This window comes from Amycolatopsis sp. NPDC049868 (genome assembly GCF_044461365.1).
GTDB lineage: Bacteria > Actinomycetota > Actinomycetes > Mycobacteriales > Pseudonocardiaceae > Amycolatopsis.
This window is the reverse complement of the sequence record NZ_JBITKV010000003.1, coordinates 900207-921764: the sequence shown is the minus strand read 5'-3', so window position 1 is coordinate 921764 and position 21558 is coordinate 900207. Positions and strand designations below refer to the sequence as shown.

At 69.2% G+C, this 21558-nt stretch carries 24 protein-coding genes; 15 read left to right on the top strand and 9 right to left on the bottom strand.

Features of this window, described 5'->3' with window-relative positions:
- Nucleotides 1-10: 10 nt before the first annotated feature.
- Entirely contained in the window at nt 11-1777 is a 1767-nt protein-coding gene (locus ACIBTM_RS18025; protein ID WP_395877856.1) for a serine/threonine-protein kinase, read from the top strand.
- Here the strand turns inward: ACIBTM_RS18025 and ACIBTM_RS18020 are convergent.
- Nucleotides 1721-2398 carry a MerR family transcriptional regulator gene (locus ACIBTM_RS18020; protein ID WP_395877854.1) on the bottom strand — a complete coding sequence of 226 codons (678 nt, stop codon included), beginning with the start codon at nt 2396-2398 and terminating at the stop codon, nt 1721-1723. The two genes, ACIBTM_RS18025 and ACIBTM_RS18020, sit on opposite strands and share 57 nt — an antisense overlap.
- Before the next feature lie 120 nt (nt 2399-2518).
- Between ACIBTM_RS18020 and ACIBTM_RS18015 the strand changes: the two genes are divergently transcribed.
- Genes ACIBTM_RS18015 through ACIBTM_RS18005 form a run of 3 tightly spaced genes read left to right on the top strand, consistent with a single transcriptional unit; the run spans nt 2519 to nt 4699 of the window.
- Nucleotides 2519-3493 carry a hypothetical protein gene (locus tag ACIBTM_RS18015; RefSeq protein WP_395877852.1) on the top strand — a complete coding sequence of 325 codons (975 nt, stop codon included), beginning with the start codon at nt 2519-2521 and terminating at the stop codon, nt 3491-3493.
- Nucleotides 3490-3921, top strand: a complete 432-nt coding sequence (locus ACIBTM_RS18010; protein ID WP_395877850.1) for an ABA4-like family protein — start codon at nt 3490-3492, stop codon at nt 3919-3921. Before ACIBTM_RS18015 ends, ACIBTM_RS18010 begins: the two co-directional genes overlap by 4 nt.
- Nucleotides 3914-4699, top strand: coding sequence for a purine-nucleoside phosphorylase (locus ACIBTM_RS18005; RefSeq protein ID WP_395877848.1), 786 nt, complete (start codon nt 3914-3916; stop codon nt 4697-4699). Before ACIBTM_RS18010 ends, ACIBTM_RS18005 begins: the two co-directional genes overlap by 8 nt.
- 75 nt (nt 4700-4774) lie before the next feature.
- On the opposite strand, the gene ACIBTM_RS18000 is transcribed toward ACIBTM_RS18005, so the two are convergent.
- Nucleotides 4775-5932 (bottom strand): glycosyltransferase, encoded by a 1158-nt coding sequence (locus tag ACIBTM_RS18000; RefSeq protein WP_395877846.1) that lies wholly within the window; start codon nt 5930-5932, stop codon nt 4775-4777.
- A gap of 29 nt (nt 5933-5961) precedes the next feature.
- Between ACIBTM_RS18000 and ACIBTM_RS17995 the strand changes: the two genes are divergently transcribed.
- From ACIBTM_RS17995 to hisS, 8 genes are all read left to right on the top strand, one after another.
- On the top strand, nt 5962-7599 hold the full coding sequence (locus ACIBTM_RS17995) for a phospho-sugar mutase (RefSeq protein ID WP_395877844.1): 1638 nt from the start codon (nt 5962-5964) through the stop codon (nt 7597-7599).
- 1 nt (nt 7600) lies between these two features.
- Nucleotides 7601-8053 (top strand): flavodoxin family protein, encoded by a 453-nt coding sequence (locus ACIBTM_RS17990; RefSeq protein WP_395877842.1) that lies wholly within the window; start codon nt 7601-7603, stop codon nt 8051-8053.
- Nucleotides 8054-8391: 338 nt separating this feature from the next.
- The gene (locus ACIBTM_RS17985; RefSeq protein WP_395877840.1) at nt 8392-8784 is read left to right on the top strand and encodes a helix-turn-helix domain-containing protein; all 393 of its coding nucleotides are present in this window, start codon (nt 8392-8394) and stop codon (nt 8782-8784) included.
- Nucleotides 8781-9302: a hypothetical protein gene (locus tag ACIBTM_RS17980; RefSeq protein WP_395877838.1), complete on the top strand. Its 522-nt coding sequence runs from the start codon at nt 8781-8783 to the stop codon at nt 9300-9302. Before ACIBTM_RS17985 ends, ACIBTM_RS17980 begins: the two co-directional genes overlap by 4 nt.
- Nucleotides 9299-10432, top strand: a complete 1134-nt coding sequence (locus ACIBTM_RS17975; protein ID WP_395878112.1) for an MAB_1171c family putative transporter — start codon at nt 9299-9301, stop codon at nt 10430-10432. Before ACIBTM_RS17980 ends, ACIBTM_RS17975 begins: the two co-directional genes overlap by 4 nt.
- Entirely contained in the window at nt 10429-11613 is a 1185-nt protein-coding gene (locus ACIBTM_RS17970; protein WP_395877836.1) for an amidohydrolase family protein, read from the top strand. Before ACIBTM_RS17975 ends, ACIBTM_RS17970 begins: the two co-directional genes overlap by 4 nt.
- 61 nt (nt 11614-11674) lie before the next feature.
- Nucleotides 11675-12067, top strand: a complete 393-nt coding sequence (locus tag ACIBTM_RS17965) for a hypothetical protein (protein WP_395877834.1) — start codon at nt 11675-11677, stop codon at nt 12065-12067.
- A 10-nt stretch (nt 12068-12077) separates the two neighbouring features.
- Entirely contained in the window at nt 12078-13364 is a 1287-nt protein-coding gene (gene hisS, locus ACIBTM_RS17960; RefSeq protein WP_395877832.1) for a histidine--tRNA ligase, read from the top strand.
- Between the two features lie 48 nt (nt 13365-13412).
- Here hisS and ACIBTM_RS17955 read toward each other — a convergent pair whose 3' ends face one another.
- From ACIBTM_RS17955 to ACIBTM_RS17945, 3 genes are read right to left on the bottom strand one after another with little or no spacing between them, the layout of a single operon-like run.
- Complete coding sequence (locus ACIBTM_RS17955) at nt 13413-14414, bottom strand: aldo/keto reductase (protein ID WP_395877830.1); 1002 nt, start codon at nt 14412-14414, stop codon at nt 13413-13415.
- 27 nt (nt 14415-14441) lie between these two features.
- The gene (locus ACIBTM_RS17950) at nt 14442-15425 is read right to left on the bottom strand and encodes an aldo/keto reductase (RefSeq protein ID WP_395877828.1); all 984 of its coding nucleotides are present in this window, start codon (nt 15423-15425) and stop codon (nt 14442-14444) included.
- Nucleotides 15422-15823, bottom strand: coding sequence for a MerR family transcriptional regulator (locus tag ACIBTM_RS17945; RefSeq protein WP_007032012.1), 402 nt, complete (start codon nt 15821-15823; stop codon nt 15422-15424). Before ACIBTM_RS17945 ends, ACIBTM_RS17950 begins: the two co-directional genes overlap by 4 nt.
- An 84-nt stretch (nt 15824-15907) precedes the next feature.
- Between ACIBTM_RS17945 and ACIBTM_RS17940 the strand changes: the two genes are divergently transcribed.
- On the top strand, nt 15908-16504 hold the full coding sequence (locus ACIBTM_RS17940) for a TetR/AcrR family transcriptional regulator (protein ID WP_395877826.1): 597 nt from the start codon (nt 15908-15910) through the stop codon (nt 16502-16504).
- Between the two features lie 76 nt (nt 16505-16580).
- Here ACIBTM_RS17940 and ACIBTM_RS17935 read toward each other — a convergent pair whose 3' ends face one another.
- The 4 genes from ACIBTM_RS17935 to ACIBTM_RS17920 all read right to left on the bottom strand — a co-directional run bounded on the left by ACIBTM_RS17935 (nt 16581) and on the right by ACIBTM_RS17920 (nt 19646).
- On the bottom strand, nt 16581-17864 hold the full coding sequence (locus ACIBTM_RS17935; RefSeq protein WP_395877824.1) for a hypothetical protein: 1284 nt from the start codon (nt 17862-17864) through the stop codon (nt 16581-16583).
- Nucleotides 17861-18454, bottom strand: a complete 594-nt coding sequence (locus ACIBTM_RS17930; RefSeq protein ID WP_395878110.1) for an RNA polymerase sigma factor — start codon at nt 18452-18454, stop codon at nt 17861-17863. Before ACIBTM_RS17930 ends, ACIBTM_RS17935 begins: the two co-directional genes overlap by 4 nt.
- Before the next feature lie 106 nt (nt 18455-18560).
- Nucleotides 18561-19184, bottom strand: a complete 624-nt coding sequence (gene upp / locus ACIBTM_RS17925; protein WP_034304667.1) for a uracil phosphoribosyltransferase — start codon at nt 19182-19184, stop codon at nt 18561-18563.
- A gap of 18 nt (nt 19185-19202) precedes the next feature.
- Nucleotides 19203-19646, bottom strand: coding sequence for a protein-tyrosine phosphatase family protein (locus ACIBTM_RS17920; RefSeq protein ID WP_395877822.1), 444 nt, complete (start codon nt 19644-19646; stop codon nt 19203-19205).
- Nucleotides 19647-19751: 105 nt separating this feature from the next.
- Between ACIBTM_RS17920 and ACIBTM_RS17915 the strand changes: the two genes are divergently transcribed.
- Entirely contained in the window at nt 19752-20363 is a 612-nt protein-coding gene (locus ACIBTM_RS17915; protein WP_395878108.1) for a DUF1707 domain-containing protein, read from the top strand.
- A gap of 22 nt (nt 20364-20385) precedes the next feature.
- Nucleotides 20386-21549, top strand: coding sequence for a serine hydrolase domain-containing protein (locus ACIBTM_RS17910; RefSeq protein ID WP_395877820.1), 1164 nt, complete (start codon nt 20386-20388; stop codon nt 21547-21549).
- Nucleotides 21550-21558: the final 9 nt, after the last annotated feature.

The window sequence follows — 21558 nt, the reverse complement described above, 5'->3', positions numbered from 1 at the left end:
CAATTGGGCGGTGCCGTCCGACACCACCGAGTCCAGCGAGAGTCCCGGCGATGAGAAGCGTGTAGTCGCCGGGCGATATCGGTTGCGCTCGGTCATCGGATCAGGGTCGATGGGCACGGTCTGGTCGGCCTACGACGAGTTCCTGCACCGGCCCGTCGCGGTCAAAGAGGTCCGCCTCCCGCCCGGCGTCCCGGCGTCACAGGCCGACGAACTGCGCGAACGGACCCTGCGCGAAGCCCGCGCGATCGCCGTCCTGAGCCACCCGAACGTGATCATCCTGCACGACGTCGCACGTGAGAACGACGAACCGTTCGTGGTGATGGAGCTGCTGCCGTCGCGCAGCCTCGCGCATATCCTGCGCGACCACGGGCCGCTGACGGTCGAGCAGGCCGCGGCGGTCGGCATCGCGGTGGCGTCCGCGCTCGAAGCCGCACACGCCGCCGGAATCACCCACCGTGACGTCAAACCGGGGAACGTCCTCGTCGCGGGCGACGGCCGGATCAAGCTCACGGACTTCGGCATCGCGCGCAACGTCTCCGAAGCCACCATGACCCGCACCGGGATGATGCTGGGCTCGCCCGCCTACATCGCGCCCGAAGTCGCTTCCGGCGGCGCCGTCGTCCCCGCCGCCGATCTGTGGGGTCTCGGCGCGACGCTGTTCGCCGCCATCGAGGGTTCGCCGCCGTACGACGCCGACGGCGACCCGCTCGAAACGGTCGGCAAGGTCGTCAACGGGAAGGTGCCGAAGCCCGGCCCCGGTCCGCTGGCCGACGTGATCGGCGCGCTCATGAAGAAGGAGCCGTCGAAGCGGATCACCCTGCGCGAGGTGCGGCGCCGCCTGTACCCGTTGCAGGCCAAGACGCTCATCGATCTCTTCCCCGCCGAGCTGTTCCACACGCCCGACGGCAAGAAGACCACCGCGCACCTGGACGCCACCGACACCCAGGTGATCAAGCCGGTCGCGCCGGAAAAGCCGGGCGAGGGCACGAGTTCCGAACTCGCCGCCGATCCCGGCCCGCTGCCGTTCCTGAACCAGCCCGCGCCGTCGCCTCCCGTCGAACTCGCGCCGATGCCGACCGTCACGCCACCGCCGCCTCGGCGGCCCGGCCGGTCGACGGCGGGCACCGTGGTGCTGGCGCTCGCGTCGGTCGTCCTCTTCCTGCTGGCCTCGGGCGGCGGGTTCGTGCTGGCGAGGACCGTCGGCGGACAGGATCTGCGGCCGCCGGAGAAGGTGCAGCAGGGCGACACGATCATCACCCAGCCGCCGCCGAAACTGATCACTCAGCAGGGTGACGCCAGCACGGTGAACGGCCTCAAGGGCGGCCGGTTCAGCCTCGGTGTCCCGGAGGGCTGGCAGAAGTTCGTCGCCCCGCACGTCACCAAGGGTGTGCCCAGCACCGTGGTCCAGTACGTCTCACCCGACGGCCGCCAGACCATCCGGGTCGAGCGGCTGAGCGGTTTCCTGGCCGAGAGCCGGCCGCCCGCCTACTTCAGCTGGTTGAAGAGCCAGCATCCGGAGATCGCCCCCATCGGCGGGCCCACCACCGTGCCCGGCCGGGGCGAGGACAGCCAGCGGTACACGTACCGGACGACCGAGCGCGCCGCCGGCAACCGGGACGCCACGAACGAGAGCATCACGCGGACGACGTACATGGACCTGTTCAGCGGCGGCTCGGATCTGTGGATCCTGTCGGTGACCTCGACCATCGAGCAGGAGAACTCAGCGAAGACCGGGATCTTCGAGCCGGTCGCGCTGTCGTTCATCGTCGACGGCTAGCCGGGCGAAGTACGCCTTCGACGCGCGCTGCTGCGCCAGCCTCCGCAACACCGAGAGCAGCCTGTCGCCCAGAACCGTCTCCACGACGGCGATCTCGATGATCTGCTCCAGCGACTCGACCCCGGCGATCCCTTCGAGGTCCAGGTCGGCGGTCCGGTCGGCGATCTCGGCGTAGGCGTCGAGCTTCTCGAGATACCAGCCGTGCCCGACCTCGCGGATCGTGCACAGGACGCCGACCAAGGCCTGGATGACCAGGTCGTCTTCGTCCTTGCACGGCCAGCCACGGCGGTCGGCGAGGTCACGGACCGTGGCGAGCGCCCATTCGCGGGCTTCGTCGTCGACGACCCGCTTCGAGGTCGTGATGCCCTGCTGGGCGATACCGAGGACGTGGTGGGGGCTGGCCTGCCCGGCGTCGACCGCGGCGAGCACCTCGCCGACCGTCGCGAGCGAAAGGCCGCCGACGTCCATCAGCGCCCTGATCAGCTTGATCCGCTGGACGTGCCCGTCGTCGTACTTCGCCTGGTTGGGACTGGTCCGCTCGCCCGGCGGGAGCAGTCCTTCCCGCAGGTAGTACTTGATCGTGGCGACCGGGATCCCGGTTTTCTCGCTCAGTTCGGCCATCCGCACGCGTGAGCTCTCCGATCTCGGGGACGGTTCCAGGGTCTTCCCTGAAGACTTCTCAGGATGGATAGTTTAGCTTCCCATAACGGAGAGCTTGACTATCTATTCTGGGAGGGACCCATGACCATCTTGACCGATCTCCGCGAGAGAACCCGCACCTGGCACCGTGGTTCGTATCGCTGCGGGCAGGCCTTCGCCGTGATCACCGTGCTGTGCGTTTTCGCCCTGCTGATCGACCAGCGGACGCTGGAAGGCGCGCCACTCTGGGCGAAACCGTTCAAATTCGCCGTTTCCGGCTCGCTGTACTTTTTCACCTGGAGCTGGCTCGTCTCCCTGCTGCCCAAGTTCCGGCGTACCGCGAGCCGGCTGACGAACGTGCTCGTCGTGATCTTCGGGGCCGAGTACGCACTCGTGATCTTCCAGGCCGCCCGCGTCCGCGCGAGCCACTTCAACAACGCGACGCCGCTAGACAACACGATCTTCCAGATCATGGGCGGGATGATCGCCGTGCTCTGGGTGGTGAACCTCGTGCTGACGATCGCCGTCATGTTCACCCGGCTCCCCGACCGCGCGACGACGTGGGCGGCCAGGATCGGCGCGGTCCTCGGCATGATCGGGATCTCGCTGGCGACGCTGATGAGCGGCCCCACCCCGGACCAGCAGGCCCTGCTCGACGCGACCGGCCAGTCCGCGATGATCGGCGCGCACACCGTCGGCCTCCCCGACGGTGGCCCCGGCCTGCCGATCCTCGGCTGGAGCACGGTCGGCGGCGACCTGCGGATCCCGCATTTCCTCGGCCTGCACGGACTTCAGGCGCTTCCGCTGCTCGCGCTCGCTCTCGGCGTCCTGGCCGCGCGCTACCCGCGGCTTCGCGACGACGTCCTCCGCCTGCGGCTCGTGGTGATCGCCGGCGTCGGCTACGCGGGGCTGCTCGCGTTGCTCACCTGGCAGGCACTGCGCGGCCAGTCGATCGTCGCCCCCGACTCCCAGACCCTCACCGCCTTCGCCCTCCTGACCGCGGGCGTCGCCTTTAGCGGGCTGATCGCGATCGGGCGGCCGGCGAAGGACAGGGACCTGGAGGCCTCGCTGCGATGAGCGTCGAAACCCTGTTCACCTGGACCTTCCCGCTGGCGACGCCGTTCTGGCTGCTGATGATCTTCCTGCCGGGCTGGTCGTGGACCCGCCGGATCATGTCCTCGCCCTGGACGCCGCTGCTGCCGCTGATCCCGTACTTCGTGCTCGCCATCGCGCATTTCGGCGAGCTCTGGACGGCGGTCAGCAGGCCGGACCTCGGCGTGCTCGGCGCGTTCACCGGCTCGCCGTACGGGGCGGCCACGATCTGGGCGCATCTGATCGCCTTCGACCTGTTCATCGCGCGCTGGATGTACCTCGAATCCCGCGAGCACCGGATCCACCCGCTGGTGACCGGCCCGATCCTGGCGCTCACGATCTTCCTGTCGCCGTTCGGGCTGGTGGCGTTCCTGCTCGTGCGAACCGTCCGGATACGCTCGTCGCATGAGTGAGAACGAGGTCGCGGCGGCCGCCGCCATCGCCGAACGCACCGGCGTCGAGAAGCACGACATCGCCGTCGTGCTCGGTTCGGGCTGGCGCCCGGCGGCGGACGTCATCGGGGAGCCCGAGGCGGAGATCCCGCTGGGCGAACTGCCCGGATTCGCCGCGCCGGGCGCGGTCGGGCACGGGGGAACCGTCCGGTCGGTCCGCGTGGGCGAGAAGCACGCGCTGATCCTGCTGGGCCGCACGCATTTCTACGAGGGCAAGGGCATCGACCCGGTCGTGCACAACGTGCGCACCGCCGCGGCGGCCGGCGCCGGGACGGTGCTGCTGACCAACGCCGCGGGTGGCCTGCGCGAGGGCTTCCGTGTCGGGCAGCCGGTGCTGATCTCCGACCACCTGAACCTGACCGCGCGCTCGCCGATCGTCGGCGCGAACTTCGTCGACCTGACCGATCTGTACTCGAAGCGGCTGCGCGACATCGCGCGCGAGATCGACCCTTCGCTGGAGGAGGGCGTCTACGCGGGGCTCACCGGACCGCATTTCGAGACGCCCGCGGAAATCCGCATGCTGCGGACGCTCGGCGCCGACCTCGTCGGCATGTCGACGGTGCTGGAGGCCATCGCCGCCCGCGCCGCCGGGGTCGAGGTGTTCGGGCTTTCGCTGGTGACCAACCTGGCGGCCGGGATGACCGGGGAACCGCTGAACCACGAAGAGGTCCTGGAGGCGGGCCGCCAGTCCGCCACCCGCATGGGCACCCTGCTCAAGGAACTCGTCTCCCGCGCCTGAGAAGTGTCATGAAAGGGTCGTTCAGGACATCTTTCGTCCTGAACGACCCTTTCATGACATCCGAGGAGGCGCTTCTCAACCGGCGAACTCGGGAAGCCGCCGAGCGACCTCCGCGGGCGAAGGCATCGCGGCGACCTCGTCGGCGAGCCGGCGCGCGGCACCGAGAACGGCCTCATCGGCGAGCAGCTTTCGCGCCTGCTCGAAAATGGCGTCCTCGACGGCTTCGGCACCGATCAGCCGCGCGCCCACCCCGGCCGCGACGACGGCCTCGGCGTTCGTGAACTGATCCGCCCCCTGCGGCAGCACCAGCTGCGGCAGCCCGGCGCCGAAGGCACCCAGCGTCGTCCCGCTGCCGCCGTGGTGGACCACGAGGTCGACGTGCGGCAGGAGATCGATCTGCGGCACCCAAACCTCGACGCGGACATTGCCGGGGACTTCGCCCAGCGCCGCCGGATCCACCGTCGGGCCCGCCGCGACGATGACGTCCGCGTCGAGCCGTGACAGACCGCCGATGGCCCGCTTCAACACGTCTTCGTCACCGAACGCGGTCCCGAGGGTGAGGTAGACGAGCGGACGGCTCTTGTCCCGGCCGACCACGCCCGCCGGGAGATCTCCCGGTTCGGCCCAGCCGACCGGACGCAGCGGGATCCGGTTCGCTCCGGCCAGGAAATCCGGCGATTGCACCGATTCCGGGCAGATGTCGACGACAGGATCGCCGAAGGACGGCAGGCTCATACCTGCCAAACCGACTTCCGCGATGAATTCCGCGAGGCGTCCTTGGATGACGTCCAAGATGTCATCCGGCGAGAACCGGCCGAAACCGTGCCCGATCGCGGGAATCCCGGCGAGGTGGGCGGCGATGGCGCCACCGGCGTTGCCGCTTTCGTAGACGACGAGATCCGGCCGGTGCCGCTCCAGCACCGGTGTGAGATCGGCGACGAACCGGCGGGGCAGCACATTTCCGAACACTTCGCCGATGACGGGATGGAACGACTCGGGCGGAGCGTCGGAGGCGTGGGGTTTGGGAGCGTCGGGCCCGGCGATCGTCTCGAACGCCTCCCGCATCCCGAATCCGGCGCTTTCCACTGCCAGACCGGCCTTTTCGACCACCGTCAGCATGTCGTCGCCGGTGGCGAACACGACCTCGTGCCCGGCGTCGCGAGCGGCGACGGCGAGCGGTAGTAGGGGATAGAGATGACCATGACTCACCAGAGAAGTGAAGATCAATCGCACCCTCTCCAACGTACCCGTAGGCTGACTCGGTGACGACTTCCTTGACCTCGGATCTCCGGGATCGGGCGTTCCGCTGGATCGCCGACGACCCGGACGACGATTCCCGCGTCGAGCTGCAGAACATCCTCGCCCGCGCGATGGGCGGCGAAGCCGGTGCGGCGGACGAGCTCGCGGACCGGATGGCCGGACCGCTCGAATTCGGCACCGCCGGGCTGCGCGGCCCGGTGCGCGCGGGCCCCAATGGGATGAACGTCGCGGTCGTCACCCGGACGACGGCGGGCGTCGCGGCCTGGCTGACCGCACAAGGACATTCGGGCGGCGTCGTGGTGGTCGGCCGCGACGCGCGGCATGGTTCGGAGGCCTTCGCCAAGGCCGCCGCCGAGGTGCTGACGGCCGCCGGGTTCGCGGTGAAGACGCTGCCCGGCCCGCTGCCCACGCCGGTGCTCGCGTTCGCCGTACTGGAACTCGGCGCGGTGGCGGGTATCCAGATCACCGCGTCGCACAATCCCCCGGCGGACAACGGATACAAGCTTTACGACGCGACGGGCGGCCAGATCGTCCCGCCTTCGGACGGCCAGATCGAGCGGGCCATCGAAGCCGCTCCCCCGGCGATCAGCGTGCCGCGCGAGCCCGGCGCCGAAGTGCTGGGCGACGAACTCCGGGACGCGTACCTCGCCAAGGTCGCGCTGCTGCCGCGCGGCCGGGAACGCGGGGTCAAGGTCGCCGCGACGGCGTTGCACGGCGTCGGCGCGGAGACCTTGCGCGCCGCGTTCGAGCGCGCCGGTTTCGAAGACCTCCATCTGGTGGCCGAGCAGGCGACGCCGGATCCGGACTTCCCGACGGTCGCCTTCCCGAATCCGGAGGAACCGGGCGCGACGGATCTCTTGCTGGCGTTGGCGTCCGAGGTCGACGCCGATCTGGCGATCGCGCTCGACCCCGACGCCGATCGCTGCGCGCTGGGCGTGCGCGAGCGGGACGGTTCGTGGCGGATGCTGCGCGGGGACGAAACGGGCGTCCTGCTCGGCTGGCACGTCCTGTCCACTGTAGACACCAATGATCCGCTGGTCGCCACGACGATCGTGTCGTCGTCGATGCTCGGTGAGGTCGCGAAGGAATTCGGGGCGCGCTACGCGGAGACTTTGACCGGGTTCAAATGGCTGGTCCGCGCCGGCGAAGGGCTCGTGTTCGCTTACGAAGAGGCGCTCGGCCTCTGCGTGAATCCTGGTTTCGTGCGCGACAAGGACGGTATCTCCGCCGCCGTGCTCGCCGCGGGCCTGGCCGCTTCCCTGCGCGCGGCGGGCCGCGGGCCACTGGACGTCCTCGACGAGCTGGCCGTGAAGCACGGCGTGCACGTGACGGATCAGGTCTCGCTGCGGGTCACCGATCTCTCGGTGCGGGAGCGCCTGATGGCGGGCCTGCGCGCCACACCCCCGGCGGCGCTGGGCGGCACCGGCGTCACGATGGAAGACCTCCTGCCCGACGCCGACGTCCTCCGCCTGACCGGCGAGGGCCTGCGTGTCGTCATCAGGCCGTCCGGGACCGAGCCGAAACTGAAGGCGTACCTGCAGGTCAAGGAGCCGGTCACCGGCGATCTCGCCGAGGCGCGGGCCGCCGCGGACGCGCGGCTGGCCGCGCTCCGGACCGACATCGAGTCCCGGCTGGTCTGACGTGCCGAAGCTGCTGATCGTCCACCACACGCCGTCGACCTCGACGCAGGCGATGTTCGAAGCCGTGCTCTCCGGCGCGAATCATCCGGACATCGAGGGCGTCGACGTCGTGCGCCGCGCGGCGCTGGGCGCGACCGTGCCCGACGTCCTGGACGCCGACGGCTACCTGCTCGGCACCCCGGCGAATCTGGGCTACATGTCCGGCGCGCTGAAGCACTTCTTCGACACCGTCTATTACCCGTGCCTGGATTCCACCCGGGGGCGGCCGTTCGGGGTCTTCGTGCACGGCAACAACGACACGTCCGGCACCGTGCGCGGGATCGAGGCCATCACGACCGGCCTCGGCTGGGAAAGCGCGGCCTCACCGGTGCTCGTCACCGGCGAACCGGGCAAAGCGGATCTCGAGGCCTGTTTCGAATTGGGCGGCACCCTGGCCGCCACCCTGATGCCCTGACCCGCGCGGGGTGAAAGTAAAGGGGCCTGTCACCGGAAGCCCTGGGGGTCGACCTCCGGCAACAGGCCTAGGCCAAGGGTTCGCCGTGATGGCGATCAACCTTGGCTGCCTCAGCGTACTACATCCAGCACGATCTTGTGCACCCACCAGAAAAAACGACTCTCACTCCGGCGTCCGTGCACCCCCAGGGCACGGATTCCGGAGCGAGAGGCCGGGCACGGCACGAAACCGCTTGACAACTGTAAACCACTGCATACATGCACTGTCAACAGCTGCGGACAGGCTGTATCGCGTTACACTCCAACTACGGAACGGGACTTCGAAACGGTTGGGGGGTCATGTCGCCGTATCAGACCTTCGCCCAGAAACTGAGTGCGCTGATCGATTCGGTGCGCGCGGACGAAGGCGCCCCGCACAGCTATCGCGAGCTGTCCGCGGCGATCGACCGCGCCGGCGGGCCCACCATGTCGCCCGCGTACCTCCAGCAGCTCGCCACCGGCAAACGGGTCAACCCGAAGATCCACTACGTCGAAGCGCTGGCGAAACTGTTCGGGGTGCCGATCACCTACTTCTTCGACGAGCAGGAGCCCCAACCGGTCGGAGAGGCGACACTCATGGCCATGCGCGCGCAGGAGCTTTCCCCACAGGGCCGCCGCCAGGTGATGGACCTGCTGGAGCTCGTCGAACGCTACGAACGGGCCGAGCGCGAGCAGCCGGACGAGAACCGATGAAGGAACGGGAGCTCCGCAAACGCTGCCGCAAGATGCTGCACAAGCTCGACATCGAGCCGCCGCTCGACGTCGGCGTGCTCTGTGAGCGGCTCGGCGAACAGCGCGGCAGGCCGATCCGCCTGATGCCGTATCCGCTCGAGGTCCCGGGCCCGTTCGGCTGCTGGATCGCCACCGGTTCGGCGGACTACATCTTCTTCCAGCAGGAGACCACGAAATCCCACCAGGACCACATCATCCTGCACGAGCTCGGGCATATGCTCGCCGATCACCATCCCGGCGGCGACGCCGAACCCGCCGACTTCCTGCGCGGCCCGGCCCCCGGCCTCGACGGCGATGCGGTACACCGCGCTTTACGCCGCACCTCCTACGATGAGGCGCACGAATGGGAAGCCGAGACCGTGGCGACCATCATCCTCGAATGGGCGTCGGTCTTGAACTACACGATTCCCCGTCGCGCCGACGACGATGACGTCCGCCGCGTCCAAGGCGCGCTGGGCGACCATCAAGGGTGGCTGTGAACTCACTGTTCTCCCCCGTCAACGTCGTGGCGATGGTGCTGTTCGCGACCGCGCTCGCCTGGCGGATCTACCAGACGTACCGCGCGCCCCGGCTGCTGCCGAACTGGGCGATCACGATCACGATCGTCTGCGTCGCCGGCTCCTTCCTGGCCCAGCAGAAGGTCATCGTCGGCTGGCTCGACGGCCTGACCGGCAAGGGCACCGGCCGTCTGGTCAACAACATCCTGCTCGCCATCGGCGTCTGCGCGTTGTTGATCGTGTTCCTCGGCTCCGCGCTGGGCCCGCGCAGGCCGCGGCGTGTCCTCTTCGAGCTGATCCCGTTGTCCGGGGCGATCGCGCTGATGCTGGTCGCCATGGCCGTCACCCCGCCGGAGGTACGGGGGCTGGCGCTGAGCCCGAAGCTCGTGCACGTGCCCGGGGTGGCGCTGTTCTACCTGGGCGCCGGGAGCTACCTGATCTACGGTCTCGCCGCCTGCGCCTGGTGGATCTTCCGGTACATCCGCACCGCCGACCGTCATCTGAAGACCGGGCTGAAACTCAGCGCCGCCGGACTGATCTGCCTTTCCGCCGGCAGCGTCTTCCGCGCGCTCTACATCGTGATCGCCTGGGCGTTCGGGCCGTCGATCCCGCTCCTGCTCGCCGTCGCCGTCCCACTGGTGATCCTCGGGATCGTGCTCTTCCTCGCCGGGATCACCTACCCCGGCGCCCGCGCGCGGTTCGCCGCGCTGCGACGACGCCGCCAGCACCGGCGGCACCACGACGAGCTCACCCCGCTGTGGACCGCGCTGGCCGGGATCTACCCGAACATCGTCCTCCGGACCACGCCGCAGGGGGCGTGGGAACGATGGCGCCCGCGCACGGTCCACCGCCGGTACTACCGCCGGGTGATCGAGATCCGGGACGGGCTCGTGCAGCTGAGTCCCTATCTGGAAACCGATCTGACCGCGCTCGCCGCGGACGATCCGCGGGCGGCGGCCGAGGCGCTGAAGACGGCGATCGCCCGGCAGACCGCGGGCGAGGAGACCGACGGGCGCGCGAAACTCGTGCTCCCCGGTGGCGCCTCCGACATCGAATCCGACGTGCGGCCGTTGCTCGCGCTCTCCGCCGCCGTCTCCAGGAGCAACGCATGACGACACAGCTTTTGCTGACGGCGAGCCGGCTCTTGCCGCGGCCGAGCACGCCGGTCGAAGACGGCGCCGTGCTCGTCGAGGACGGCCGCATCCTCGCGGCCGGCCCGCGCGCCGAGGTCGTGACGCAGGCGTCGCCGGACGCCGAAAAACTCGACTTCCCCGGCGCGACACTGTTGCCCGGCCTGTTCAACGCCCATGTGCACCTGGCGTTCGACGCCACCCGCGAGATGCTGCCGAACTTCCTGGCGAGCGAAGACGAAGCCCTGCGCTCGGGCGCCAAGGACCGCCTGGGGCAACTGCTGCGCAGCGGGGTCACGACGGTGCGGGATCTCGGCGATCGCGACGCCTTGGGCGCGCGGGTCCGGTCGGAGCTCGAAGCCGACGGCGCCGCCGCTCCGCGCCTGCTGACCGCGGGATCACCCCTGACCGTCCTCAATGGACACTGCCACTTCTTCGGCGGCGAGGTCGGTGACGACGACGCGATCCGGGCCCTGATCGACGCGAACGCGGCCGCCGGCGCGGACGTGATCAAGGTGATGGCCAGCGGCGGCCAGATCACCGAGGGCGGCGCGGACATGTGGGAGTCCCAGTTCGACGTCCGGGCGCTGCGCCTGATCGTCGAGCACGCGGGGCGCCACGGGCTCCCGGTCGCGGCGCACGCCCACGGCGCCGACGCGATCGAGGCGTCGGTCGAGGCGGGTGTCCGCACGATCGAGCACTGCACCTGGATGACCGGGCCTCAGCGGCAGGATCGACGCGAAGGCGTCGCCAAGCGGATGGCCGCCGAGGGCATCGCGGCCTGTTCGACCAGCAGCCGCAACTGGCGGATGCTGGCCGAGCGCATGGGTGAGGAGCTCGCCAAGACCGTCTACGGCAGGCTGTCCTGGCTGGAGGAGCTGGGCGTCCCGCTCCTGGCGGGAACGGACGCCGGATTGCCCGGTTCGGTCTTCGACGACCCCGTCGGCGCCCTCGAACTCTACGAATGGCTCGGTTTCGGCAGGCGCCGGATCCTTGAGATCGCGACCGAGGACTCCGCCGCCGGGCTCGGCCTCGGCGACGTCACCGGGCGGCTCGCCCCGGGGCTGAGCGCCGACGTCCTGGTGGTCGACGGCGATCCGCTCGCCGACCTTTCCGCCCTCCGGAACCTCCGCCTGGTCCTTTCGCGCGGCGTTCGGGCCTGATTCCCGGAAGTGGGACGCCAAATTTGGTGACAGCGTTTTAAAACAGTGTTATCGTTGCCTCATGGAAGGACCGATCAAACTCTTCACCGTCATCGCGCTCGTTTCGCTGCCGACGGTGATGTACGGCGGCTACGCGCTGATGGGCGTCCTGCGCGACAAGAAGCTGACCGAACACCAGCGCGGGATGTTCCGCGCCGGGCACGCCCACGCCGGTGTCCTGCTGGTACTCGCGCTGGTCGCGCTGCAGATCCTCGGGCAGACCGGGCTCCCGGACGCCGCCAGGTGGATCGTGTGCTTCCTGCTGCTGTTCGGCGTGCTCGCCCAGTCCGGCGGCTTCTTCCTGCACCTGGCGCCGGGCAAGGGCAAGCTCGGCGGGCGGGTCACGAGCGCCGGGGCGGTGCTGCTCGGGGCGGCGATCCTGACCACCGCGTACGGCGTCGCCTTCGCTGGTTAAGCTTGTTGACGTGCCTGAATACCTGCCGACAGCCCCCGCCAAGGGGACCCGCGACTTCCTGCCCGCCGAGATGTCCGTCCGGACGCAGGTGTTCGGCCATCTCTACGACGTGCTCGAACTGCGGGGTTTCCTCCGCTACGACGGGCCGATCCTCGAACCCGCCGAGATCTACGAGCGGAAGTCCGGGCAGGAGATCGCCGACCAGCAGCTGTACACGCTGACCACCAAGGGCGGCGAGCGGCTGGCGCTGCGCCCGGAGATGACGCCGTCGGTCGCCAGGATGATCGCGGGCAACGCCAAATCGCTGCAGTTCCCGGTGCGCTGGTACAGCCACCCGAACTGCCACCGCTACGAGCGGCCGCAGCGTGGCCGGGTCCGCGAGCACTGGCAGATCAACGCGGACATCTTCGGTTCGGACAGCGCGAACTGCGAGATCGAGATCTTCGAGCTGATCCACGACATGATGCGCGCGCTCGGCGCGACCCCGGACATGTTCCAGGTACGGGCCAACGACCGGAACCTGCTCTCCTCGGCGCTCACCGACATCGTCGGCGTGACCGCGGAGCAGCTCCCGCAGGTGTTCACCCTGGTGGACCGCTGGGAGAAGTCGGACCGCACGAAGCTGAGCGACACCGCGACCGAGATCGGGCTGACCGACAAGCAGTTCGAGAAGCTGACCGAGATCCTGTCGTCGGGCGCGGCTTTGCTCGACGAGCTGCCCGAGCAGGTCAAGGAGAACTCGAACCTGGTCAAGGTGCTGAACAGCGGCGCCGCGGACCTGATCACGTTCGACCCGATGATCGTGCGCGGGCTCGCGTACTACACGTCGACCGTGTTCGAGGTCTTCGACACCTCGCCGGAGAACCGTCGTGCCCTCTTCGGCGGCGGCCGGTACAGCGACCTGGCGTCGTTGTTCACGTCGCAGCAGATCCCGGGGATCGGCTTCGGCATGGGTGACGTCACGCTGATCGACTTCCTCGACACCCACGGCCTCACCCCGAAGCCGCGCAGCGAGGTCGACGTCGTGGTGATCCCGGTGGTCGAAGAGCTCACCGACGCCTCGCGCGAGGTCGCGGGACGGCTCCGGAAGGCCGGTCTGCGCACGTCCACGCCCGTCGAACTCCGCAAGCTGGGCAAGGAGCTCACCCGGGCCGACAAGGCCGGGGCGCGGGCCGTGGTGATCGTGGGCCAGGAGGACTGGGACGCCGGGAACGTGACGGTGCGCGGTCTCGCGACCCGCGAGCAGCAGACGGTGGCCCTCGACGGTGTGGTCGAAGCGGTCAACTCCTCGCTCTGACAACGAAAAAAGCCGGCGCCCTTTTCGGGGGCGCCGGCTTTTTCGTGTTCAGCGGGACAGCATCCGCATGGACTCCTCGGGGTAGCGCTCCCCCGCGACCGCGCCGGCGGGGACCGCCTCCTCGATCGCGGCGACGTCCTCGGCGGTCAGGTTCAGTCCGACGGACGCGACGTTCTCTTCGAGGTACTTGCGGCGCTTGGTGCCAGGGATCGGCACGACGTCGTCACCCTGCGCCTGCACCCAGGCCAGCGCCAGCTGACCGGCGGTGACACCCTTCTGCTCGGCCAGCGCACGCAGCGCCTCGACGATCGCCAGGTTCCGCTCCAGGTTGCCGTCGGCGAACCGCGGCTGGGCCGTCTGGCGGAAGTCACCTTCGGCGAAGTCCTCTTTGGACTTGAAGCGGCCGGTGAGGAAACCACGGCCCAGCGGGGAATACGGCACCAGGCCGATGCCGAGCTCCCGGCAGACCGGGACGACCTCGTTCTCGATGTCGCGCGACCACAGCGACCACTCGGTCTGCACCGCCGTCACCGGATGCACGGCGTGCGCCCGGCGGATCGTCTCCGGACCGGCCTCGGACAACCCGATATGCCGGATCTTTCCCTGCTCGACCAGTGAAGACAGCGCGCCCGCCGTCTCCTCGATCGGCACGTTCGGATCGACGCGGTGCTGGTAGTAGAGGTCGATGTGGTCGACGTCCAGCCTGCGCAGCGAGGCCTCGACCTGTTGCCGCACATAGAATTCGTCGCCCCGGACCCCGCGCTTCGAGGGATCCGCCTCGTCGCGCACGATGCCGAACTTGGTCGCCAGCACGACCTGATCCCGCTTGCCCGCGAGGGCGCGGCCGACCAGTTCCTCGTTGCGGCCGAAGCCGTACATGTCGGCGGTGTCGATCAGGGTGACGCCCAGTTCGATCGCGCGGTGGATCGTCGCGATGGATTCGGTGTCGTCACCTTGGCCGTAGAACTCGCTCATGCCCATGCAGCCGAGCCCTTGCGCGCCGACTTCCAGCGTGCCGAGCCTGCGTGCGGGCAGGGTGGAACCCGTCATGATTTCTTCTCGCAATTCTTCCGGGGTTTACTTGCCGGCCGCGCGGGCGAGCCGCTCCGGGTAACGCTCACCGGCGATCGCCTCGGCGGGCGCGGCCTTTTCGATGGCTTCGATGTCCACTTCGGACAGTTGCAGCTCCGCGGCGGCGGTGTTCTCTTCGAGGTACTTGCGGCGCTTGGTGCCCGGGATCGGCACCACGTCGTCGCCCTGCGCCTGCACCCAGGCCAGCGCCAGCTGTCCCGCGGTGACGCCCTTCTGCTCGGCCAGCTCGCGCAGCGCCTCGACGATGGCCATGTTGCGCTCGAAGTTGCCCTCGGCGAACCGGGGCAGCCCGCGGCGCATGTCGTCCTCCGGCAGGTCCTTCACCGACGTCACGCTGCCGGTGAGGAAACCGCGGCCGAGCGGTGAGAACGGCACGATGCCGACGCCCAGCTCGCGGGCGGTCGAGAGGATCTCGCCTTCGATACCGCGAGTCCACAGCGACCACTCGCTCTGCAGCGCGGTCACCGGGTGGACGGCGTGCGCGCGGCGGATGGTCTCGGCACTGGCCTCGGAGATCCCGGCGAAGCGGATCTTGCCTTCCTGAACCAGCTCCCCAAGCGCGCCCCAGGTCTCTTCGACCGGCGTGTTCGGGTCGACGCGGTGCTGGTAGTAGAGGTCGATGTGGTCGACGTTCAACCGGCGCAGCGACTCTTCGCAGCTCTGCTTGACGTACGCCGCGTCGCCGCGAGCGGACATCCCGCCGTCCTTGTCCCAGACGATGCCGAACTTGGTCGCCAGCACGACCTGATCCCGCTTGCCCGCGATCGCGCGGCCGACCAGCTCTTCGTTCGCTCCCGCACCGTAGACGTTCGCGGTGTCGAGCAGGGTCACGCCCAGTTCGAGGGCGCGGTGGACGGTGGCGATCGACTCCGTGTCGTCGTCGCGGACACCGTAGGCCTGGCTCATCCCCATGCAGCCGAGTCCCTGCGCCCCGACTTCCAGACCGCCGAGCCTCCTGGTGCTGATCACGCTGAAATTCCCTCCACGGTGGCTCCGGTGCCGAGCACCTTGCGCTCCACCTGGTCGTAGTGGTCGATCTTGTAGTCGAGGATGTCGAGGCAGGTCTGCAGCTCGGCGATCCGATCGGCGACCGATTTACGCTGGTCGACGAGGATCGCCTTGCGCCGCCCCGCGCTCGCCGCCCCGTGGTGACGCAGGGAGGCGTACTCCCGCATCCGCTTGATGGGCATGCCGGTCAGGCGCAGCTTGGTCAGGAACCCCAGCCATCCGAGGTCGTCGTCGGTGTAGGCGCGCCGCCCCGCGGCGTCCCGCGCCGGGGGCTCGACGAGTTTGATGCGCTCGTAGTACCGGAGAGTGTCGATGGACAGTCCGCTACGTCGCGCGGCTTCCGCTATCGAGTAGCTCATGTGAACGACAGTACGACCTGGAGTGCGCTCCAGGTCAACTCCGAATCCGAGCGATTGATAACAGTGTTGCGTTAACATGGGATCATGCCCCGCCCCAGGACGCACGACGAGAACCTCCGGCTGAAACTGCTGGACCGCGCCGGTGAGCTCATCTCGGCCGACGGCCCGAAGGCGCTCAGCCTCCGCAAACTGGCCGCCGACGTCGGCACGTCCACCACCGCGGTCTACTCGCTCTTCGGCGGGAAAACGGATCTCGTCGGCACCCTCTTCGCCGAGGGCTTCCGCCGCTTCGGCCGCCGGATGTCGGGGGTCACGCTGAGCGGTGACCCGGTCGAGGATCTGGTGCGGCTGGGCGTCGCGTACCGGGAAAGCGCGCTGGCCGACCCGCACCTCTACGCGATCATGTTCACGAAGTCGGTGCCGGGTTTCGAACCGGCGGACGAAACGGCGGGCCAGGCACGCGCCACGATGGCGCCGCTCGAGGAGACGATCCGCAAGGCCGTCGCCGACGGCACCTTCCTCGACGTGCCGCCCGAGGTCATCGCCGTGAGCTGCTGGGGCATCGTGCACGGCCTCGTGTCGCTGGAGCTGAACGGGAACCTGCCCGAGGAGTTCACCGTGAGCGCGGCTTACGAGACCGCGCTGCGGGCGAACGCCTCGGGCTGGCTGCGTCGCGTTTAGCGGGCTAAACGCGATCCGGGCACTTCGCGCTGGCGTGGGCCGACCTGCGTTTAGCGGGCTAAACGCGATCCGGCACTCAGTAGAGCGGAAGGGTGCCCTCGTGGAGCGTCTTCCCTTCGGCGTCGAGGACGACGACACCCACCTGCGCGTTCGGGTCCATCGCCTCTGTGCCCTCCGGTCGCCAGGTCGCGAAAGTCCCGTCGGTCGCGACCGCGTCGACCTTCTTACCCGCGCCGAAATCGAGTTTCACCGTGACCGCGGACCGCGGGACGATCCCGATGAACGGGTTCTTCGCGCTGCCGGCCCCGCCCTGCTCGGAGCCGCCGAGCGTTTCGGTCGAAAGTTTGCCCACTGACCGCGGAGCGGTGTTCGGGTCGGCGAAGAGGCGGTAGTACTCGCTCGTTCCGTCGTGATAGCCGAGCCCGCCCTGGCAGACGACGAACCTGTCGCCGAGCCGGGCGACGACCACCTTGACGTCACCTCCTTCGAGCAGCGTCCCGGTCTCGTACACGTCCACGTCGGGCAGCGGTTCGGTCGCCCCCTCCGCGCAGGTCTGGAAGAACATCCCCGCCGGTGTGCCCCGATCCGGCACCACGGGCGGGACGCGATCGATGTCCGTCACAGCCGGTTCGGGCGCGGGCCGAAGGCCGTGCGGCGCGACGGTGACGCCGTCACCCGGCTCCCCGGTGTACGGCCCGACCGAGTACGTGGTCCGCGAAGGCTTGGACTGCGAAAGCACCACGAACAGGTTCCCGTTCCGGAAGATCGGCACATCGGCCGAGGCCGTCGAATCGGCGGTCCGGCTGAAGACCTCCATCTTTTCCCAGCCGGGGTCGGCCACCCCGGCGACCGTTCCGGCACGGCTCATCAGCAGTGCGGCGGCCTTGGTCCCGGTGGCGTAGGACGGAGCGGCGTTCGGATCGGAGACCGTCACCGTGATCGACGTGGTTTCACAGAAGAAGATCTTGCCGCCCGCACGCACTGCGACGACCGTCACGGGCGTCCAGGAAGGGGCGACGGTGAATTGTGGCACCCATTCGTCACGGGCGGGGAAGCCAGTGACCCTGCCACGCGACTGGAGCGCCGCCCAGCACCGGTCCATGGCCGGGACGGCCTTCGGCAGGTCGAGGGCGAAGTCAGGGTCGCTCGCGACGGCGGGGCCCTGCCGGTCCGGCTCCCGGATGACCACGGTCGTGACCAAGGCACCCGCGAGGACCAGTACGACGGCGGCCGCGGCGGCGACGATCGGCCAGCGCCGCCGCGCGGGTTTTCCCATTCCCTCCCGCAGGGACATCCGCAGGTTGTCCAGCACTTCCGGCGGAAGTTCACGCCTGCCCGGCAGGCCGAGGTCGTCGGTCATTTCTCCTCCAGGGCGGCCCGCAGCTGCGCACGGGCCCGCGAGATGTGGGCACGGACGGTCACCTCGGCGACACCGAGCAGTTCGGCGGCGTCCGGCAGGGAGAGATCGCCGAGCAGGCAGAGTTCGACGGCCTGACGCTGCGATTTCGGCAGTTTCGCGACCAACGCGAGCACCTGCCGGAGGCGGTCCTCACCGTCGAGCTGATCGACGACGGTATCGGCGTGGTCGGACACCGACCGGGGTTCCGGCAGCCGCCGGACGAGCCGGAGCCGCCGCCCGGTGCTGCGATGTTCGCTGCGCGCGAGGTTTCCCGCGACGGTGTACAGCCACGGCAGCGCGCTGTCGCGGATGAGCGTGATGTCCGCCTTACGCCGCCAGGCGGTGAGAAACGTCGCCGAAGTCAGGTCTTCGGCCGACGCCCACGACCCGGTCAGCCGGTAGGCGTGGTTCCACACCGATTGGGCATGGCGTTCGAACAGCTCGGAGAAGGCCCCGTGATCACCGCCCGCGGCCGTCCGCCAAAGCTCCGTGTCGCTCCTGTCGGGAGGAGGTTCGCCCGAGTCCACCGGCACCCCCACCGTTCCGGTCACTGTTCTGGTCACATCCGTCAGTGACCGGCACCCGGCGAGATGTTGCGAACCAGGCCGGACCGGCGGGGCACCGGATCGCGTTTAGCCCGCTAAACGCGATCCGGGGTCAGACGGCGCCGTACTGCCGGTCCCCCGCGTCGCCGAGACCCGGCACGATGAAACCGGAATCGTTCAGCCGCTCGTCGATGCTCGCGGTCACCACCCGCAGCGGCAGCCCGGTCTTCTTCAGATGCTCGATGCCCTCGGGCGCCGCCAGCGCGCAGATCGCGGTGACGTCGGTGGCGCCGCGGTCGGTGAGCAGCCGGATCGTGTACTCCATCGAGCCGCCGGTCGCCAGCATCGGGTCGAGCACCATCACCGGCCGGTCGGCGAGCGATTCGGGCAGCGATTCGAGGTACGGCGTCGGCTTGAGGGTCTCCTCGTCGCGGGCGAGGCCCACGAAACCCATCTGGGCGTCGGGGATCAGCTTGTGCGCCTGGTCCGCCATCCCGAGCCCGGCCCGCAGCACCGGCACGAGCAGCGGCGGGCTCGCCAGCGCGTAGCCGTCGGTGCGCGCCACCGGCGTGTGGATCCGCTCGATCCGCACCGGCATGTCGCGCGTGGCTTCGTAGACCAGCATGACGGTCAGTTCGTGCAGCGCCGCGCGGAAGGCGGCGCTGTCGGTGCGCGCGTCGCGCATGGTGGAAAGCCTGGCCTTGGCCAGCGGGTGATCAACGACGTGCACATCCATGCCGGTCAATTTAGCTCTTCACGCCTGCCGCGCGAACCAGCCGACCCAGCGGCGCTGCCACGGCGTCTCCACCGAGCGCTTGTCGTGGTTGGCTCGTGCCCAGGCCACGGCCTCGTCGGCGCTCAGCCCCGAAAGGGTGGCGAGACAGGACAGCACCGTGCCGGTCCGCCCGACTCCGCCGTAACAGGCGACCTCGACGGCCTCTCCCGCCGCCGCCCGGTCGTGCAGGCCGACGATCCGCCGCCGCGCGTCCGCCCAGTCCGTCGGCAGCAGAAAGTCCGGCCAGCGGATCCACGCCCGCTCCCAGTCCATTTTGTGATCATGTTTCCCGCGCAGCTTCGCGCCGCCCAAATACAGTCCGAAATCCGGCGAGGGCCCGTCCGGCCAGGGGCGACCCAGGCCCCGTCCTCGCACCTTGATCCCATCCGGCAGCTCGATGGCGCCGGGTAGTGAGTTCCCCATCAAGGGAGGATGCCACTGTCGACCATAAGATGGACGCTTGGCCCTCTCGTCGGCGCTAGGCTCCTCCGCGTGAGTGAAGAACCGGCCCTGCCGGGCCCCGATCAGATGCGCATCTCCGACGCCGATCGCGAGCAGGTCGCGCAGGTGCTGCACGCGGCGATGTCCGAAGGGCGTATCACCATCAACGAGCTGGAAGAGCGGCTCACCACCGTCTACGCGGCCAAGACCGTCGGAGATCTGAAGCCGGTCACCGCGGATCTGCCCCAGCACGCACGGTCGGCGATCGAGCCGGCGACCTCGCGCGCGCTCGGCCTGCCCGACGACCGCATCGGCGGGCATCCGGGCTCCGGCGCCTCGATCGCCGTCATGTCGGGCGCGTCGCGCAAGGGCAGCTGGGTCGTTCCGCCGCAGCACAACAGTTTCGCTTTCTGGGGCGGCGTCGAAATCGACCTGCGGCAGGCGCGGTTCGCCGAAAAGCATTCGACGATCACCGCGGTCGCGATCATGGGCGGGGTCGACATCGTCGTACCCGACGACATCAACGTGGACGTCACCGGAATCGGCTTCATGGGCGCCTTCGAGCTGGAAGACCGCGCCGGGACACCCGCGGCGCCGCCGACGGCGCCGACCGTGAAGATCACCGGCCTGGCATTCTGGGGTGGGGTCGTCGTGAAGCGGAAGCCACGCAAGAGGGACGTGCCTGAAATCGAAGGCTGAACACAACCTGGGGGGATATCCGATGCGCCGAAGTTTCGTCGCGATCGCTTGTGCCGCAATGCTTTCCGTCACCGCCTTTCCGGCGGCGGCCGCCGAGAGGACCGATCCGCGCCAGGCCGCGATGGACGCGGCGGTCGCCGCGGGCATTCCGGGCATGGTCGCCGTCGCCGACGATTTCCGCGGGGTCAGCGGCGTCGCGAACATCGAGCGTCCCGGCAAGCCCGACGCGTCGGGCCGCTGGCGGATCGCGAGTGTGTCCAAGGTGTTCGTCGCGACGCTGGTCCTTCAGCTCGTGGCCGAAAAGCGCGTCGGGCTGGACGAGCCGGTTCAGCGTTATCTTCCCGGGCTGCTGCCATATCCCGAGCCGATCACCGTCCGCCAGCTGCTGCAGCACACCAGCGGCCTCCCGCGTGACCTGCTTCCCGAGGACACCTGGTCGTCTCCGGCGGAGGTCGACACCGAACGCTTCGAGCATTTCGACAGTGACGACATGATCCGCCTGAGCGTGACGAAGCAGCCGTTGCAGTTCAAGCCGGGGACGAGCTGGGCGTACTCGAACACCGGCTACAACGTCCTCGGCCTGCTGGTCGAGAAGACCACGCGGAAGCCGCTGGAACGCGCGCTCGCCGAGCGGATCACCGGGCCGCTGCACCTGCGCGACACCTCGCTCCCCCGCGACTTCCCATTCCTGATCCGCCCGGCCGCCCGCGGCTACGAGCAGCTGTACGAAGCGCCGCGCGGCCTCACCGACCTCACCACCTACAACTACACACGCTATTTCGGCGCGGGCGGCATGGTGTCCTCTGGCAAGGACCTCAACCGCTTCTTCGAGGCGTTGTTCGGCGGCCGCCTGCTGCCCGCGGACCTGCTGAAGCAGATGAAGACGACGGTCCCGATGGGCGGCGGCTCGGAATACGGCCTCGGCCTGATGAAGGTGAACCTCAAGACCGCCGGCGCCTGCGCGGACGACCACGTCGTGTGGGGTCACGGGGGCGATCTGCCGGGCTTCGCCACGCTCAGCTTCCACGACGAGTCCGGCAAGGACATCTCCACGCTGGCCACCGTCGATCTCACCGCGTCGCCGGACGCCGAGCTCAAACGCCAGCTGCCCATGGTCAGCGAGTTCTGCACCCCGGTCGTGCCCTCGACCAGGGCGGTCGCCCAGGCCCCGGTGCCCAGCTTGTAGGCCGCTTAC

Excerpts from the sequence above, each read along its gene's own strand:
- ACIBTM_RS18020 (WP_395877854.1), bottom strand. The coding sequence starts at position 2,398 with ATGGCCGAACTGAGCGAGAAAACCGGGATCCCGGTCGCCACGATCAAG.
- ACIBTM_RS18015 (WP_395877852.1), top strand. The coding sequence starts at position 2,519 with ATGACCATCTTGACCGATCTCCGCGAGAGAACCCGCACCTGGCACCGT.
- ACIBTM_RS18010 (WP_395877850.1), top strand. The coding sequence starts at position 3,490 with ATGAGCGTCGAAACCCTGTTCACCTGGACCTTCCCGCTGGCGACGCCG.
- ACIBTM_RS18005 (WP_395877848.1), top strand. The coding sequence starts at position 3,914 with ATGAGTGAGAACGAGGTCGCGGCGGCCGCCGCCATCGCCGAACGCACC.
- ACIBTM_RS17985 (WP_395877840.1), top strand. The coding sequence starts at position 8,392 with ATGTCGCCGTATCAGACCTTCGCCCAGAAACTGAGTGCGCTGATCGAT.
- ACIBTM_RS17980 (WP_395877838.1), top strand. The coding sequence starts at position 8,781 with ATGAAGGAACGGGAGCTCCGCAAACGCTGCCGCAAGATGCTGCACAAG.
- ACIBTM_RS17970 (WP_395877836.1), top strand. The coding sequence starts at position 10,429 with ATGACGACACAGCTTTTGCTGACGGCGAGCCGGCTCTTGCCGCGGCCG.
- ACIBTM_RS17965 (WP_395877834.1), top strand. The coding sequence starts at position 11,675 with ATGGAAGGACCGATCAAACTCTTCACCGTCATCGCGCTCGTTTCGCTG.
- ACIBTM_RS17955 (WP_395877830.1), bottom strand. The coding sequence starts at position 14,414 with ATGACGGGTTCCACCCTGCCCGCACGCAGGCTCGGCACGCTGGAAGTC.
- ACIBTM_RS17945 (WP_007032012.1), bottom strand. The coding sequence starts at position 15,823 with ATGAGCTACTCGATAGCGGAAGCCGCGCGACGTAGCGGACTGTCCATC.
- ACIBTM_RS17940 (WP_395877826.1), top strand. The coding sequence starts at position 15,908 with ATGCCCCGCCCCAGGACGCACGACGAGAACCTCCGGCTGAAACTGCTG.
- ACIBTM_RS17935 (WP_395877824.1), bottom strand. The coding sequence starts at position 17,864 with ATGACCGACGACCTCGGCCTGCCGGGCAGGCGTGAACTTCCGCCGGAA.
- upp (WP_034304667.1), bottom strand. The coding sequence starts at position 19,184 with ATGGATGTGCACGTCGTTGATCACCCGCTGGCCAAGGCCAGGCTTTCC.
- ACIBTM_RS17920 (WP_395877822.1), bottom strand. The coding sequence starts at position 19,646 with ATGGGGAACTCACTACCCGGCGCCATCGAGCTGCCGGATGGGATCAAG.
- ACIBTM_RS17915 (WP_395878108.1), top strand. The coding sequence starts at position 19,752 with ATGCGCATCTCCGACGCCGATCGCGAGCAGGTCGCGCAGGTGCTGCAC.
- ACIBTM_RS17910 (WP_395877820.1), top strand. The coding sequence starts at position 20,386 with ATGCGCCGAAGTTTCGTCGCGATCGCTTGTGCCGCAATGCTTTCCGTC.